Raw genomic sequence first — 14,602 nt, 5'->3', positions numbered from 1 at the left:
TGCGCCGATGGCACCGTCCGCGCGCCGGGCCGCTGCCCGGCCGCCTCCGGCTCTCCCATCACCAACGATGCTAGGGCGCGGAACACAGCCGTGGGGGCTTCGCAGCCCCGGCACTCCCCTGAACCTTCCCCTACGGGTCGCGGGCCTCGACCCTTAGCTCTCAGGAGGAGAGAAGACCACCATCACCCTGAGATCCTCGCTGATGTGGTGGAACTTGTGGGGAACCCCGGCCGGCACATAGACCACGCTTCCGCGTGCCACCGGCTCCGTCTCCGCCCCGACCGTGATCGCCCCCCGGCCGCTGACCACGAAGTACACCTCGTCCTGGGCGTGCGGCTGCTGCGGATCGGTGCTGCCGGCGTCCAGCGCGTACAGCCCGACCGACATGTTGCGTTCCCTGATGAACTGCAGGTACGCGCCGTCGTTGGCGGCCCGCTCCGCTTCCAGTTCATCCAGTCTGAAGGCCTTCATGCCGTTCGCACCCCTTGATGGTTCACACTCGTCTGCGACGATCTCACCATGAAGCATTTTCTGGTCAAGACGATCGCCAACGCCGCGGCGCTTGCCGTGGCCATCTGGCTGCTCAAGGACATCACTCTCACCGGCGAGAACACCGGCCGCCAGGTACTGACCCTGATCCTCGTCGCGCTGATCTTCGGGTTGGTCAACTTCCTCGTCAAGCCCCTGGTGAAGCTACTGTCCTTCCCCCTGTTCATCCTCACGCTCGGCCTGATCACGCTGGTCGTGAACGCGCTGATGCTGCTGCTGACATCCTGGCTCGCCGGCAAGGTCGACCTCGCCTTCCATGTGAACGGCTTCTGGACGGCGCTGCTCGGCGGCGTGATCATCTCCATCGTCTCCTGGGCGATGCATGTGATCCTTCCCGACGAGGACTGATCCTTGACCGCTGCGTTCCGCATCTGCTTCGTCTGCACGGGCAACATCTGCCGTTCGCCGATGGCGGAGTCCGTCTTCCGCGCCCGCCTCGCGGAGGAAGGGCTCGACGCCCTGGTAGAGGTGGACAGCGCCGGCACCGGCGGCTGGCACGAGGGTGACGGAGCCGACCCGCGCACGGTCGCCGTGCTGCGCGCGGGCGGCTACCCGTCCGCCCACACCGCCCGGCAGTTCCGCGCCTCCTGGTTCGACCGCCTCGACCTGGTCATCGCGCTCGACTCCGGGCATCTGCGCGAGCTGCGACGGCTGGCCCCCACGCCCGACGCCGCCTCCAAGGTCCGCCTGCTGCGCTCCTACGTGGAGAGCGCGGCGGGTGATCTCGACGTACCCGATCCGTACTACGGCGGTTTCGCGGACTTCGAGGAGTGCCTGCAGATAGTCGAGACGGCGAGCGAGGGCCTGCTGGCAGCGGTCCGCGCCGCGGTCACGGCCCGCACCATCGTCCCGGCCCGCGCCTCCGGGCACGACGACCGACGCCCGGCGCAGGTCCCGCACCACCCGCAGGAAGAGGAGGGCAGATGACGGGCGACGGCACCCGCGTCGTACGAGCCGGGCTTCCGGAGCCGGAGGCCTTCGAGCCGGCCCTCCCCGGTCCGGTCTTCGCGGCCCACTTCCACCTGCCCGGCGACGCCGTCGGCCCCTACATGTACGGACGGGACGCCAATCCGACGTGGACCCGTCTGGAGAAGGCCATCGGCGAGCTCGAATCGCCGGACGGGAGCGCCCACACCGTCGCCTTCGCGTCCGGGATGGCGGCGATCAGCGCCGTCCTCTTCTCCCAGCTGCGCTCCGGCGACGCGGTGGTCCTGCCCAGCGACGGCTACCAGCTGCTGCCGGCCGTCCGCACCCGCCTGGAGAGCTACGGCATCGAGGTCCGTACGGCACCCACCGCACAGGACGCACAGCTCGACGTGCTGGACGGTGCCCGGCTGCTGTGGATCGAGACGCCCTCCAACCCCGGGCTCGATGTCTGCGACATCCGGCGGCTGGCCGACGCGGCGCACCGGCAGGGTGCCCTCGTCGCCGTCGACAACACCCTCGCCACCCCCCTCGGCCAGCGCCCACTGGATCTCGGTGCGGACTTCTCCGTGGCCAGCGGCACCAAGGCGCTGACCGGCCACGGCGATGTCCTGCTGGGGTATGCCAGCACCCGCGATGCCGCGCTGGCCGAGTCCGTACGGCTGTGGCGCAAGACCGTGGGCGCGATCCCGGGCCCCATGGAGAGCTGGCTCGCACATCGCTCGCTCGCCACCCTCGCACTGCGCGTCCGCCAGCAATCCGCCGGTGCGCTGGCGCTTGCCACGGCGCTGGCCGACCGCCCCGAGGTCACCGGCCTGCGCCACCCCGGACTGGCGTCCGACCCCTCCCACCGCCTCGCCACCCAGCAGATGCGCCCTGGTCGCTTCGGCTCCGTGGTCTCGTTCGTGCTGCCGGACAAGGCGTACGCGGAGCGGTTCCTGTCCGCGCTGACCTTGGTCGACGATGCGACGAGCTTCGGGGGCGTACGGTCCAGCGCCGAGCGCCGCGCCCGCTGGGGCGGGGACGCCGTGCCCGAGGGCTTCATCCGCCTGTCGGTCGGCGTCGAGGAACCGGAAGACCTAGTCATGGACGTCCTCCACGCCCTGGATGTCGCGGCGCGCGCGGCCGCACAGGGCTGAACCAGACACAATAGGCCGGCAGGGTATCCCCCCTCGTCACCCTGCCGGCCGCGGCTCCGCGTGGACCGAGTCCACGTGTTTCACGTGAAACCAGCTGTTTCACGTGAAACGAACCGCTAAGACAAGGCTAGTTGACTGAGCGTCAGTGTCCAATCACGCTAGCGACACAGCCCTATCGACAAATTTATAGTTGGCCCGCGACCAGGCTTCCGAGTGGCGCAGGAGGTACGCGATGGATCTGGCTCTGCTGCGCACCTTCGTCACGGTGCACCGAGCCGGCTCCTTCACCCGTGCCGCAGCGTTACTCGGCCTCTCCCAACCCGCGGTGACCAGCCAGATCCGGGCGCTGGAACGCCAGTTGGGCCGCCCGCTCTTCCTGCGCTACGCCCGTGGCGTCACCCCCACCACCATCGGCGACGAGCTCGCCCACAAAGTGGCGCCGCACCTGGACGCGCTCACCGAGATCACCGAGACCGGCCTGGACCGGGACTCCGTCACCCGCACCCTCCATCTCGCAGGCCCCCCGGAGTTCCTCGCCGAGCGCGCGCTCCCCGCACTGACCCCGCTCATCGCGCAGGGCCTGTCCATACGCACCGCCTTCGGCGCCACCGACGAGCTGCTGACCGGTCTGGCCGCCGGCCACCACGACCTGACCGTCACCACCACCCGGCCGCGTGGTGGACTGCTCACCGCCACTCCGCTGTGCGACGAGGAGCATGTCCTGATCGCCGCACCGCGCTGGGCGGCCGAGTTGGGCGGTCCGGCCGTGCTGCAGGTCGGGGGCGTCCGCGTGCTCGACCCCGTACCGCTCGTAGAAGTCCATGAGAGCCTGCCGCTGATCGCCCGCTACTGGTCAGCGGTCTTCGGCGCCAAGCCCGCGGCCTCCGCCGCCGTGATCGCGGCCGACCTCCGGGCGGTGCTGTCGTGCGTCACGGCCGGTGCGGGGCTGGCCGTACTGCCCCGCTATCTGTGTGCCGAGGCACTGGACTGCGGAGAGGTCGTCGCGCTGCTCGACCCGCCGGTGCCCCCGCTGCGCACCTACTTCCTCGCCGTACGGACCGGAACGCTCGGTCTGCCGCATATCGCACGGGCGCATGAGTCGCTGCTGCGGTCCGCCGTCGACTGGTGACGAAGGGGCGGGGGTTTCGCCAGGCTGCGGTTGCGGCATCTGTCGACTATGACCGTACGGCCAGTCGTCAAACGCACCGCCCGCGCGATTCTGCTCGACGGCGCGGACCTTGTTCTGATCAAGCGCACCAAGCCGGGCCGGGCCCCGTACTGGATCACCCCCGGTGGCGGGGTCGAGCCCGAGGACGCCACCGTCATCGACGCCCTCCACCGCGAACTGGACGAAGAGCTGGGCGCGAAGGTCAAGGACGTGGTGCCGGTCTTCGTCGACACCGTCGAGCACATCAGCGACGGTGGGGTGGACGGCGTGAAGGTGCAGCACTTCTTCGTGTGCCGGCTCGACTCGATGGACCCCGCACGCCGCCACGGCCCGGAGGTCGAGGAGCCCTGCGGGGACTACGAGATCGTGCGGGTGCCCTTCACCCGAGTCGGCATCGCTTCCGTCGAGGTCGTGCCGCTGTCACTGCGGCACTACCTCGACGGCAACATCGAAGGCGTACGGGCGATGCACGCCCCCGATCTGGGCTGAGCCCGGACAGCCGCACCGCACACCCGCCGCCGCGGCAGTTGCGTCAGTCCTCGCGCCGGTCGAACCACCCGCGAAATCCGGGTTCGTCCTCCGCGGGGCGGCGCGGCTGGGCGCGCGCCAGCACCCGCTCGACCCGGTCGAGGAACTCCGCGTTCAGCTCCTCCACGAACTCCTCCCGGCCTTCGGCCCGCGGCGCGGCGCCCATGTCCTCGTGCAGCCCGCCTCGAAGGTGCTCGTTCTTGCGCTCCGCGCGCTGGAACGGCGGCCGCTCGCCCGCCTCGGCCGCCGCGCCGAAGAAGTCGCCGCCCTTGCGCTTGAAGTCGTCCGTTCCCCAGGCCCGCGCCCCGCGCTGGTGCGCCGGGACCTTCTGCAGATGCGGAATGTGCTTGGCACAGTGGATGTACGCCTCTTCGACCTCGACCGTGACCCACAGCTGGGCGCGCCGGCCGGGGACCGGATCGACCGGCAGATCGGCGTGGTTCGCCCGCATCTCGTCGTCCATCACGACCCGTGCCCGGCCGTTGACGTGCAGCCCGATGCGGTCGCGGGTGAAGTCGACCATCAGCATGCCCAGGCGGGGGTTCTCCGAGATGTTGCCGATGGACGCCATGACACCGTTGCCGCGGTACTCCGGGTAGGCCAGCGTCCGTTCGTCGAGCACCCGGAGGAAGCCGGCCGGGCCGGCTCGGAACGTCGCATCGCACTCGCCGTGCCGATCGGCCGTGGACAGGAAGAACATCTCCTGCCGGGCCACGAACTCCTGCATACGGGCGTTGAGATGGTCCAGGACCTGGTCCTGGTAGAAGCGGTCGGCGCGCGCGGTCATGCCAAGTCTCTGCTGCACCAAGTGCTCGCCGTCGCTTCCGGGGCGCGCCTGTGCGCTCGTGCCCCGCCCCTCGCCTGTCGGCTCGTGTTCACCCTGTGCTGCCAAGACCTCAATCTCCTGCCGAGACCAGCTCTTCTATGGAGTCGTGCCGTATGCGGTCGGTCGGAATACCGACCCCCACCAAAGCGTCCACACCGCTGCGGATCAACCCGGGCGGCCCGGAAAGATAGGCGTCGTACTCCCGGAACGGTCCGTATTGCCGTACTGCGTCCGGAAGCTGACCGGTCTCGCTGCTGGTCCCGCCACGGACCGCGGGCCCGGTGGCGACGACCGGCCGGACCGAGAGCCAGGGGTGGGACTGTTCGAGTTGCAGCATGGTGTCGAGGTCGTAGAGGTCGTGATCGCTGCGGGCGCCGTAGAAGACCTCGACCGGGCGCCGGATGCCGTGTTCGGCGACGTCCTCGACCAGGGCCTTGATCGGGGCGATGCCGGTGCCGCCGCCGACGCACAGCAGGCCGTTGCGGGTGGTGTGGTCGACGGTCATCGAGCCGGCCGGGGCACCGAGCCGGATGACGTCACCGGGCCGGGCGCGGTGGACCATGGCGTTGGAGACCCAGCCGGCCGGGACCGCCTTGACGTGGAACGAGAGCAGGCCGTCGGAGCGCGGCGCGGAGGCGAAGGAGTAGTGCCGCCAGACCCGCGGCCACCAGGGGGTTTCGACGCTGGTGTACTGCCCGGCGAGGAACGGGTAGGGCTGGTCGGGGCGGACCGTCACCACCGCGATATCGGGCGTGCGCAGCTCGTGCGAGACGACTTCGGCCTGCCACCACGGGGGCGCCACCGCCTCGTCCTCGGCGGCGGCGTCGATCATGATCTGCGAGATCGCGGTGTACGCGCGCACCCAAGCGGCCTCGGTCTCCGAGTCCCAACTGGACGTCGCATAGCGCGCGAGCGCTCTGAGCAGGCATTCGCCGACCGCCGGGTAGTGGTCGGGCTGGGTGCCGTACTTGCGATGCCCGCGGCCGAGGTTCGACAGGTACGCGGTGAGCACCTCGCCGTTATCGACATGCTGGGCCGCGGTGAGCAGCGCCTTGAACAGTCGGTCGCGCTGGGTGTCCATCGATGCGGGGAACAGCGCCCGCAGATCGGGGTGCTGAACGAAGAGCAGCGCGTAGAAGTACGAGGTGACCTTGTCCGCCACCGGCCCGATTTCGGCCATGGTGCGGCGGATGAGGATCGCGTCGGGAGAGGCGGGTGCCGCGCCGGAGGCCGAGGCTTCCAGAGCGTCGAGGGAGGGCTCCGGGGCGGGGGCGGCGGGGCGCTGAGGGGTGAAGACGGAGGGGGCGGGGGCCTCGGTCTGCGCGGCGGGGACGGCGCCGGCGGGGGCTGCCGTGCGGCGTACCGACCCGTGGACGGGTTCGGGCTCGGGGCCCCGGGACGGCTCGCGCTCCTGGGTGGGCTCGGGCACGAGGTACGGCGGGTCGAACGGAGACGGGGCAGCGGGAGCGTTGTAGCCGCGGCCCGCGGCGGCCTGCTCGGCATAGAGGGATGCGGCGGGCCGGTGGCCCGTCTCGCGACGCGGCTGAGGGACCTGCTGCGGCTCCGCTTCACGTTCACGCGTGGCGGCGGTGCCTACCGGCCGGATCGGATTGACCGGTCTACTGGGTATCCGTTCCCGTTCGTTCCGTTCATCACGTTCGTCGTGTTCATACCGCTCGCGAAAGTCTCCGCGCTGACCGCGGTCGTCGCGTGCACCCCGGTCGTTCGCCCCGGCCCGGCCGTCCTGGCCCTGCCGCTCCTGGACGTTCTGCGGCTCCTGCTGATCTCCGGAGGACTTCTTCGCCGGCGGACTGAACCAACCCCAATCGCCGCTGTTGCCGCCAGAAGAGCCGCCATCGGCCGACGTGGTGGTCGGAGCGTCCATGGTCTGCCTCGCCTCGAACGTCTTTCGGTTGACTTAGCACTTCCGTGGATCGGAACTGCCCGGAATTCCCCCGTCCTGCCCCGGAATTCTTAATCGACTCAAGCGATTCCGGCAAGCCCCTCCAAAGCGGACAGACGCCACTCCCTTGCGACAATGCGGAGCAGACGCCGCGTCAGCAGCATGCCAGTACCGCCCGCCACAACGGACAAACAGTCGGAAGTCCGGTTGTCACGGGTCGCTTCGCCGCTATGCTGACGAGCTTTGCCCGCGCTTCGCGACCCGCGGAAGCCCTCACCCCCGCCAAGCCGGACTCGACCATACCGGCAGTAGTTGAAACCACAAGACCTGATCTTGGAACACTCCGACCGGGCCCTCTGATAACAGCGTTCCTCCCCACAGAGTGCATTTTCAGCGCACACAGTGGGCGAATCCCCGGCAGAAAACTCGGAATTACCGGGCAGTACGCACCAGTTCGTATGCCTCGCGCAGATCGCGTCCCGCGTATGCATATAAGGCCAGGTCACTGACGTGGTGATCGGCATTCACGGCCACGGATCGGGGCACCACGGCGAACAGTTCGGCGTCCGACTGCGAGTCGCCGTACGCCACGCAGTCGGCCCGGGTCAGCCCGTACCTCGCGCAGAGTTCATCCGCGATCCGCACCTTCGCCGCCGGCGAGAGAATGCCAGCCGGGTCCATCGGCTGCCGGATCGGGACAGCGGGCCAACGCGAGGCGTGTGCGGTGTCGGCCCCCCAACTCAGCAGCCGGTCGACGAAGAAGCTGGGTGAGAGGGAGATCACCGCGCACCGTTCGCCCCGCGCCCGGATATCCGCCCAGACCTCCTGAATTCCGGCCAGCCAGGGCGCACCGTCGAAGGCCGCGGTGACGTGCGGTTCGGTCAGCTCGGCGGCCCAGAGGTCACACGCCCGCTGCGCGTACTGCAGCGGCGTCAGCTCCCCCGCCACGAACCCGCGCTCCAGCTCGGCGATCTCCTGGTCCAACCCGAGCTGCCGGGAGATCTCGATGGCGGCCGCGGAGCCGTGGAGCAGAGTTCCGTCCATGTCGAACAGATGCAGCGTCCCCATAGGGCGGAGCTTAGGGCCTGCGCACCATGGCTCGTCGGACGGACCCTGAGTGCCGTAGGGGAGAACCCGGGCGCCGGAGGGGAGAGGGTGCGGAGGCCGTACTCAGGTGCGCGTAGACGCGGATACTCCCGGCGGCAGATGTACGGCGGGGCCGCGGACGCGACCGTGGTCGGTATGCAGCAGCTACGCCGGCCCGCCCGCCGGACCCTCCTCGTCCTCCATGTCGCCGTATCCGTCAGCTGGCTCGGGCTCACTCTCGGGCTGCTCACCCTCAGTGTCACCGGCTTCACCACCGGCTCTCCCGAGATGGCGGCGGTCGCCTACCGGGCGATGAAGATCTTCAGTGACTGGCTGGTCCTCCCGATCGCCCTTGCCACGCTGGTCAGCGGACTGGTGCTGTCGTTGGGCACCCCGTGGGGACTGGCCAGGCACCGCTGGGTCTTCATCAAGTTCTGGCTGACGCTCGTCACCGTGCTGCTGACGGTCTTCTCCCTCAGCCCGGGCATCGACCAGCTGGCCGCCGAGGCGGCCGCGGGCAGCCCCCACCCCCGACTTCCACCTGGTCGTCGCACCGGCGGTCGCCACGGCCACCTACCTCTTCATCACCGCGATCTCCGTCCTCAAGCCCTGGGGGATGACCAAACGCGGTCGCCGACTGCGCGCGGCGCAGTCGACCGGGCCCCGCACCCCCCAGGCGCGTGGGAGCGGCAAGGAGGGTGCGGGCGTCCGTTAGCCGATGGGGCGGCACCGTCGTCAGGCGAGGTCGGCCTCCGCTATCGCCGTGATGGCGATCTGGTGGTCCTGGTCGGGGGCGCCGCCGCCGACGCCGATCGCGCCGATCAGCCGGCCGTCCCTGTGCAGCGGCACGCCGCCCGCGAGGAAGAGCAGCGGCCGGTCCAGCGCCGTGGGCAGCGTGTGGAAGAGCCCGTCAGGCCGTACGAGATCGACGAGCTCTGCGGTCGGCGCGTCCAGCTGAAGAGCGGTGTAGGCCTTGCGGGTGCTGGTCTCCCCGGAGATCAGCACGGCCGTGTCGTCCCGCCGGAAGCCGAGCAGATGGCCACCCGCGTCGACAACGGTCACGCTGCCCCGGACACCGAGGGCTTCGGCGGCCCGCACGGCGGCCTCGATGAGGGTTTCGGCATCACGGGTCGTAAGGGGACGGACAGCGGGGGCGGCATCGGCGGTGGAGGCGTGAGGGGTGGAGGCCTGGGGGGTGGAGGTGCTCATGAGGAGTGTCCTTGGGGGTGTGGTGCGGGTAGCGCTCGTGGCGCCGCTGGCACTGGTGTTGCTGGGGCTGGGGTTGGTGTTGCCGGGGCGGCGAGCAGCGCGGGGGTACGGCTGCCGGCGCGGTGGCCGGAACCGTCAGCTCTGCGCGGCCGGTACGGGCTCGTCGGCGACCTTGCCGGGAAGCCCGGTGGCCACCACTTGGCCACGGCCCGTCTGACGCCGCTCCAGGCCGGAGGCGAATATCGCCACCGCGAGCGCCGCGACGGTCATCAGCGCACCGACCCAGTTGGGTGCGGTGTAGCCGAGGCCGGCCGAGATGACGACCCCGCCGAGCCAGGCGGCCAGTGCGTTGCCGAAGTTGAAGGCCGCGATGTTGCCGGCCGAGGCCAGGGTGGGCGCCGCGGCCGCCTGGTCCATCACCCGCTTCTGCAGCGGCGGCACGGTCGCGAAGCCGAAGACGCCGATCAGCGCGATGGTGACGGTTGCGGCGATCTTGTTGTGCGCGGTGAAGTTGAAGGCGGCCAGCGAGAGCGCCAGACCGGTCAGCGACACGTAGAGCATCGGCATCATGGCGCGGTCGGTGAAGCGGCCGGAGACCAGGTTTCCGCCGACCATGCCGAGGCCGAAGATGGCCGTCAGCCAGATGACGGACGACGGTGCGAAGCCGGTGACCTCGGTCATCATCGAGGCGAGGTAGGTGACGGCAGCGAAGACACCGCCGAAGCCGAGGATCGTCATCAGCATCGCGAGGCCGACCTGAGGGTTGCGGAAGACCGCCAGTTCGCTGCCTATGGGGGAGGCCGCTCGCGCCCGCTGCGCGGGAACGAGCTTGACGATGCCCAGCAGGCCGATCACACCGAGCGCGGTGATGGCGTAGAAGGTGGTGCGCCAGCCGAACTGCTGGCTGAGCATCGTGCCGGCCGGGACGCCCACGACGTTCGCGATGGTCAGGCCGCTGAACATCAGTGAGATGGCGCTGGCGCGCTTCTGGGGCGCGACCAGGTCGGCGGCCACGAGCGCGCCGATGCCGAAGAACGCGCCATGCGTGAACGCGGAGACGATCCGCCCGGCGAGCATGATCCCGAAGCTGGGCGCGATGCCCGTGAGCAGGTTGCCCACGATGAACAGGCCCATCAGCAGCATCAGCATCTGCTTGCGCGTGAAGCGCGTGCCGAGAGCGGTCATCAGCGGGGCGCCTATGACCACACCGAGGGCGTAGAGAGTGGTCGCGTATCCGGCGAGCGGGATGGATACACCGAAACCGGCCGCCATGTCGGGCAACAGGCCCATGACCGCGAACTCGGTCGTTCCGATCCCGAAGGCGCCGATGGCAAGCGCCAGGAGCGCGAGAGGCATGACGGATCCCTTCAGATCATTGCGTCCATCCTTTACGAGCGTTCACAATAGTTGCAGGCGCGGTTAAATGCAAGCGCTGGATATTTCGAAAGTGCTCTATCCTGGTTCGTGCGCCCCTTGAGGAGGTCTTCGATGACGCAGCAGACGCGGGAAACGCAGGAGCAGGCGGCAGCCCAGCAGCCGGCGACAGCCGAGCCCGGTTGCCCGCCGGCGTCGACCCCCGGGCTCGCGCAGGGCTGGTGCGCGCTCTCCGCCCTGCACGGCCGGATCGAGTCGCACATCGAGCGCGCACTGCAGGCGCAGCACGACCTCAGCGTCCGCGAGTTCTCGGTCCTCAACGTGCTCAGCGAGCAGCACGACGGACCGGGCGGCCATCTGCGGATGCACCAGGTGGCGGACTCCGTCGTCCTCAGCCAGAGCGCGACCACCCGCCTGGTCACCCGGCTCGAGGAGCGAGGACTGCTCTCGCGCTACCTGTGCCCCGACGACCGGCGCGGCATCTACACCAACGTCACGCCCGACGGGCTCGCGCTCCTGGTGGAGGCCCGACCCACGCACGACGGCGCGCTGCGTGCGGCCCTCCACGACGCCGCTCAGCGTCCTGAGCTGGCGCCGCTGGTCACCGCCGTCGAGACACTCGCACCGGCGACGGAGCGCTGACCGCAGGGCCAAGTACGGTCCGGCGGCCGGGTGTCCGGACCGGGCACTCGCCTGCCGCCCCGTGAGCGCGCGGCATAGGGTCGCGCCCATGAGCGACATCGAGATACGCCGCGCGACCGAAGCCGACCTGCCCGCCATCGTCGCGATGCTCGCCGACGACCCCCTGGGCGCCGCCCGCGAGTCGCCCGACGACCTCGCCCCGTACCTCGCCGCATACGCGGCGCTCGCCGCCGACCCACAGCAGCACCTGGTCGTCGCCGTGCGCGACGGGCGGACGATCGGCACCCTCCAGCTCACGGTCATCCCGGGCCTGTCCCGGCGCGGCGCCACCCGTTCGATCATCGAGGGCGTGCGGATACACCGGGACGAGCGCGGCGGCGGCCTCGGTAGCCAGCTCATCGAGTGGGCGGTAGCGGAGTCCCGCACGCTCGGCTGCCAGATGGTGCAGCTCACCTCTGACGCGACCCGGATCGAGGCGCACCGCTTCTATGAGCGCCTCGGGTTCGAGGCCTCCCACCTGGGATTCAAGCTCACGCTCTGAAGGACGGGCGCACGCTGTGCGGGGATGCGCTCACTCCGATGGGGGCGTTTGGGCGCGTTCACTTCGCGGTGGCGTTCAGCTCCGCCGCGTACGCCGCAGCGCCCGGTGGGCCTTCTGGCGGCAGGTGCCGCCGCAGAAGCGCGCGGGCCGTCCTGTACGTGCCACGGCAAGCGCCGTACCGCACACCTCGCACCGAGATTCGTTACGATTTCTCGCCTCGGGTGGAAGTTTCGTTACAGCCGGGCCCACCCGCAGCGCATCACACATCAGCGCCGTCATCCGCCCCTGCGCCGCGGACCCCGGATTCGCCGCCGCCGTGGCCTGCTCCATGGAAAGACAGCCCACCAGCAGGGCTCTGAGGTCCGTTATCCCGACGTCCTTCCGCACCGCGCCCGCCTGTTGAGCCCTGGCGAGCAGGGCCTCCAGCGCCTCGTCGAAGTCCCGCCCCACCCCTGGCGACGGCTCCAAGCGCCCCGCGCCGGCCGCCGCCAGCGCGTCGCACAACGCCTTGTTCTGTGAGGCGAGCCGCACCACCGACGCCAGGAAGCGAAAGAAGACCCCACCGGGGTCCTCGACATCGATCAAGTCTCTTGCGGTGTCGGTGAAAAGCTCGATCCGTTCCACGATCGTCGCCCTGAACAGGGCTTCCTTGGAAGGAAAATGGCGGTAGACGGTGCCCGCCCCGACGCCCGCACGGCGTGCGATCTCCCCGAGCGGAACCCCCAACCCCTGTTCCTCGAAGGCGGATCGAGCCGCCTGAAGCACCAGCGCCCTGTTGCGTCGCGCATCCGCACGCGGGCGCAGGACACCACGCGCGGCACCACCACCGACCGCCATCTCCGGGCCTCCTGAGAACCATCGACGTCCGCGTCCAGAACCGCTGTTTTAAACGGGTCGATAATTCCGATTCTACGGGACGGATCTACACATGATCCTTAAGGGCCGGACGCGGTCGCGGCGACCAGATCGACCGAGCGTGCGGGGAGGGAGCAGAAAGGGGCGCGGCGAGCAGGAGAGGAACAGAAGAGAGCAGGGCGTGCGGGAGGGAACGGCGAACCGACGCCTGATGGCGAATGGCGAATGGCGGATGGCGGATGGCGGAAAGCAGGCGACGGACGGCGAGCGGCGAGCGGCGAGCGGCGAGCGGCGAGCGGCGAGCGGCGAGCGGCGAGCGGCGAGCGGAAGACTACGGAGAGCAGGTGACGGGCGGTGAAGGGCGGATGTCGAGCGGCTGGCCAGAACCGGCACTCTCTCTCTCTCCCCCCCCGCAAGGACCAGACCCGTGCCTTGGCTGCCACCCCGGCGTACGCGCCTCGACCACGCCTCTGCCAACAGCTACCCCGGCCGCACCTCCCAACTCAGGCCTGGCATAAGGACTTTGGAGCAATGGCGGGCCGCCGAGGGGTTCGTTCACGGCCTCGGGCTATACGGAATGAAGGGACCGTCCCTCACTGGAGCCAACGCACGTTTCACGTGAAACGAAGCCGCGTAGCGCATACACAAGTGGGGCCGTGTTTCACGTGAAACACGGCCCCACCTATCCCTTGCCTTCAGCTACCAGTGACCTCGTCCCAGGCCTCGCCCGCGGCCACAGCGGCGCTTTCAGCATCCACGGACACGCCCAGCGCACGCAGTCCGCCCGCCAGTGCGCTCAGCGAGGCCGTGACCACCGCCCGATCGGCCGCCCGGCCATAGTGGTTCACCCGGATCATCTCCTTGGCCAGCGTGCCCGCCGCGGCCTGTACCGGCACCGCAGCGTCCACCGCGAGCGCAGCGGTCACGATGTCCCGGGCGTCCACTCCCTCCGGCGCACGGAGCGTCGTCGCAGCCGGCGCCGCGTCCTCATCTCGCACGACGTACGGAGCGAGCCCGCCCATCGCCCGCACACCGGCCCGGGTCGCCGCGGCCGCCGCCCGGTGCCGGGTGATCACCACATCCAGGCCCTCGGCATCGATACGGTCGGCGGCCTGCTCCAGGGCGAGCATCTCCAGCTGCGCCGGAGCGTGCGGCAGGGCGGCGCGGCCACCGTCGATCCAGCGCTCCTTCCAGTCCAGCAGCGAGAGGTACGAGCGGCGCGGAGCCTGCTCGTTGGCGGCGATCCGCTCCCACGCACGAGCACTCACCGACACCACGGACACACCGGCGGGACCGGCCATCGCCTTCTGACCGCCGATCGCGCACAGGTCCACGCCCCACTCGTCGGTCATCAGCGGCTCGGCGCCCACGGACGCGACCGCGTCGAGCATGAACAGCGCGCCGTGCTCCCGCACCACCGCACCGATCTCACCGACCGGGTTGGTGTTGCCGGTGGCGGCCTCGGCGTGCACCAGGCTCACAAAGTCGATCTCGGGGTGCTCCCGCAGCGCATCCGCCACCTGCTGCGGGGCGACCGCACCGGTGAACGGCGCACTGATCGTGATCACCTCGGCGCCGCAGGACCGCAGCCAGCCGCCGAAGGTCTCGCCGTACGGTCCGGTGATGATGTTGAGCGCCGTGCTGCCGGGCCGCACGGCCGAGCGGATACAGGCTTCCAGGGGCAGCAGCGCCTCGCCCTGCATCGCCACGACATCGCAGCGGGTGCGCATCAGCGCGGCGACCTTGTCCTCGATCCGCGCGAAGTGGGACGCGGTGAGCGGAGGGAGGTCGAGCAGGTCCGGGGCGGTGGAGTTCGTGGTCGGGTCAGACACGGCAGTCACAGGGCCTTCCAGCGGTA

Annotated in this window: 15 protein-coding genes and 1 pseudogene; 8 read left to right on the top strand and 8 right to left on the bottom strand. The window is 70.0% G+C overall.

Going from position 1 to position 14,602, the window contains the following annotated elements; genetic code table 11:
* Positions 1 to 153: 153 nt before the first annotated feature.
* Positions 154 to 471: a cupin domain-containing protein gene (locus WAB15_RS21420; RefSeq protein ID WP_399145809.1), complete on the bottom strand. Its 318-nt coding sequence runs from the start codon at positions 469 to 471 to the stop codon at positions 154 to 156.
* A gap of 48 nt (positions 472 to 519) precedes the next feature.
* On the opposite strand from WAB15_RS21420, the gene WAB15_RS21415 reads away from it, so the two are divergent.
* The 5 genes from WAB15_RS21415 to WAB15_RS21395 all read left to right on the top strand — a co-directional run bounded on the left by WAB15_RS21415 (position 520) and on the right by WAB15_RS21395 (position 4,269).
* A complete protein-coding gene (locus tag WAB15_RS21415) occupies positions 520 to 897 on the top strand; it encodes a phage holin family protein (protein WP_399145810.1) in 378 nt (125 codons plus the stop codon).
* A gap of 3 nt (positions 898 to 900) precedes the next feature.
* Positions 901 to 1,476 (top strand): low molecular weight protein-tyrosine-phosphatase, encoded by a 576-nt coding sequence (locus WAB15_RS21410; protein ID WP_407287210.1) that lies wholly within the window; start codon positions 901 to 903, stop codon positions 1,474 to 1,476.
* A complete protein-coding gene (locus tag WAB15_RS21405; protein WP_407287209.1) occupies positions 1,473 to 2,612 on the top strand; it encodes a cystathionine gamma-lyase in 1,140 nt (379 codons plus the stop codon). The genes WAB15_RS21410 and WAB15_RS21405 overlap by 4 nt, the downstream gene beginning before the upstream one ends.
* 232 nt (positions 2,613 to 2,844) lie before the next feature.
* Positions 2,845 to 3,741: a LysR family transcriptional regulator gene (locus WAB15_RS21400; protein WP_407287208.1), complete on the top strand. Its 897-nt coding sequence runs from the start codon at positions 2,845 to 2,847 to the stop codon at positions 3,739 to 3,741.
* Between the two features lie 48 nt (positions 3,742 to 3,789).
* Entirely contained in the window at positions 3,790 to 4,269 is a 480-nt protein-coding gene (locus WAB15_RS21395; RefSeq protein ID WP_393485819.1) for an NUDIX domain-containing protein, read from the top strand.
* Positions 4,270 to 4,312: 43 nt separating this feature from the next.
* Here the strand turns inward: WAB15_RS21395 and WAB15_RS21390 are convergent, their stop codons facing one another.
* The 3 genes from WAB15_RS21390 to WAB15_RS21380 form a co-directional block, all read right to left on the bottom strand.
* Positions 4,313 to 5,095: a pyridoxamine 5'-phosphate oxidase family protein gene (locus WAB15_RS21390; protein WP_407287207.1), complete on the bottom strand. Its 783-nt coding sequence runs from the start codon at positions 5,093 to 5,095 to the stop codon at positions 4,313 to 4,315.
* A gap of 109 nt (positions 5,096 to 5,204) precedes the next feature.
* The gene (locus WAB15_RS21385) at positions 5,205 to 7,019 is read right to left on the bottom strand and encodes a globin domain-containing protein (protein WP_407287206.1); all 1,815 of its coding nucleotides are present in this window, start codon (positions 7,017 to 7,019) and stop codon (positions 5,205 to 5,207) included.
* A 450-nt stretch (positions 7,020 to 7,469) separates the two neighbouring features.
* Positions 7,470 to 8,105 (bottom strand): HAD family hydrolase, encoded by a 636-nt coding sequence (locus WAB15_RS21380; RefSeq protein WP_399145815.1) that lies wholly within the window; start codon positions 8,103 to 8,105, stop codon positions 7,470 to 7,472.
* A gap of 174 nt (positions 8,106 to 8,279) precedes the next feature.
* On the opposite strand from WAB15_RS21380, the pseudogene WAB15_RS21375 reads away from it, so the two are divergent.
* Positions 8,280 to 8,838, top strand: a pseudogene (locus WAB15_RS21375) (DUF2269 family protein).
* A gap of 20 nt (positions 8,839 to 8,858) precedes the next feature.
* Here WAB15_RS21375 and WAB15_RS21370 read toward each other — a convergent pair.
* Positions 8,859 to 9,332, bottom strand: a complete 474-nt coding sequence (locus WAB15_RS21370; protein WP_407287205.1) for a GlcG/HbpS family heme-binding protein — start codon at positions 9,330 to 9,332, stop codon at positions 8,859 to 8,861.
* Positions 9,333 to 9,467: 135 nt separating this feature from the next.
* Positions 9,468 to 10,688, bottom strand: a complete 1,221-nt coding sequence (locus tag WAB15_RS21365; protein ID WP_407287204.1) for an MFS transporter — start codon at positions 10,686 to 10,688, stop codon at positions 9,468 to 9,470.
* Between the two features lie 132 nt (positions 10,689 to 10,820).
* Between WAB15_RS21365 and WAB15_RS21360 the strand changes: the two genes are divergently transcribed.
* Together WAB15_RS21360 and WAB15_RS21355 are read left to right on the top strand one after the other, a co-directional pair.
* Positions 10,821 to 11,348 (top strand): MarR family winged helix-turn-helix transcriptional regulator, encoded by a 528-nt coding sequence (locus tag WAB15_RS21360; protein WP_399145819.1) that lies wholly within the window; start codon positions 10,821 to 10,823, stop codon positions 11,346 to 11,348.
* Positions 11,349 to 11,436: 88 nt separating this feature from the next.
* Positions 11,437 to 11,889 (top strand): GNAT family N-acetyltransferase, encoded by a 453-nt coding sequence (locus WAB15_RS21355; protein WP_407287203.1) that lies wholly within the window; start codon positions 11,437 to 11,439, stop codon positions 11,887 to 11,889.
* Between the two features lie 75 nt (positions 11,890 to 11,964).
* Here WAB15_RS21355 and WAB15_RS21350 read toward each other — a convergent pair whose 3' ends face one another.
* Entirely contained in the window at positions 11,965 to 12,726 is a 762-nt protein-coding gene (locus WAB15_RS21350; protein ID WP_407287202.1) for a TetR/AcrR family transcriptional regulator, read from the bottom strand.
* 713 nt (positions 12,727 to 13,439) lie between these two features.
* Positions 13,440 to 14,576 carry a pyridoxal-phosphate-dependent aminotransferase family protein gene (locus tag WAB15_RS21345; protein ID WP_407287201.1) on the bottom strand — a complete coding sequence of 379 codons (1,137 nt, stop codon included), beginning with the start codon at positions 14,574 to 14,576 and terminating at the stop codon, positions 13,440 to 13,442.
* Positions 14,577 to 14,602: the final 26 nt, after the last annotated feature.

The sequence above is a fragment of the Streptomyces sirii genome (assembly GCF_045690365.1).
GTDB classification, from domain to species: domain Bacteria; phylum Actinomycetota; class Actinomycetes; order Streptomycetales; family Streptomycetaceae; genus Streptomyces; species Streptomyces sirii.
Note: the sequence above shows the minus strand (reverse complement) of the source record. Positions and strands in the feature narration are given on the sequence as shown.

Bases quoted from the DNA above. Each gene is read 5' to 3' on its own strand.
- WAB15_RS21415 (WP_399145810.1), top strand. From the start codon at position 520: ATGAAGCATTTTCTGGTCAAGACGATCGCCAACGCCGCGGCGCTTGCC.
- WAB15_RS21370 (WP_407287205.1), bottom strand. From the start codon at position 9,332: ATGAGCACCTCCACCCCCCAGGCCTCCACCCCTCACGCCTCCACCGCC.
- WAB15_RS21350 (WP_407287202.1), bottom strand. From the start codon at position 12,726: ATGGCGGTCGGTGGTGGTGCCGCGCGTGGTGTCCTGCGCCCGCGTGCG.
- WAB15_RS21365 (WP_407287204.1), bottom strand. From the start codon at position 10,688: ATGCCTCTCGCGCTCCTGGCGCTTGCCATCGGCGCCTTCGGGATCGGA.
- WAB15_RS21395 (WP_393485819.1), top strand. From the start codon at position 3,790: ATGACCGTACGGCCAGTCGTCAAACGCACCGCCCGCGCGATTCTGCTC.
- WAB15_RS21355 (WP_407287203.1), top strand. From the start codon at position 11,437: ATGAGCGACATCGAGATACGCCGCGCGACCGAAGCCGACCTGCCCGCC.
- WAB15_RS21405 (WP_407287209.1), top strand. From the start codon at position 1,473: ATGACGGGCGACGGCACCCGCGTCGTACGAGCCGGGCTTCCGGAGCCG.
- WAB15_RS21390 (WP_407287207.1), bottom strand. From the start codon at position 5,095: ATGACCGCGCGCGCCGACCGCTTCTACCAGGACCAGGTCCTGGACCAT.
- WAB15_RS21400 (WP_407287208.1), top strand. From the start codon at position 2,845: ATGGATCTGGCTCTGCTGCGCACCTTCGTCACGGTGCACCGAGCCGGC.
- WAB15_RS21360 (WP_399145819.1), top strand. From the start codon at position 10,821: ATGACGCAGCAGACGCGGGAAACGCAGGAGCAGGCGGCAGCCCAGCAG.
- WAB15_RS21380 (WP_399145815.1), bottom strand. From the start codon at position 8,105: ATGGGGACGCTGCATCTGTTCGACATGGACGGAACTCTGCTCCACGGC.
- WAB15_RS21420 (WP_399145809.1), bottom strand. From the start codon at position 471: ATGAAGGCCTTCAGACTGGATGAACTGGAAGCGGAGCGGGCCGCCAAC.
- WAB15_RS21385 (WP_407287206.1), bottom strand. From the start codon at position 7,019: ATGGACGCTCCGACCACCACGTCGGCCGATGGCGGCTCTTCTGGCGGC.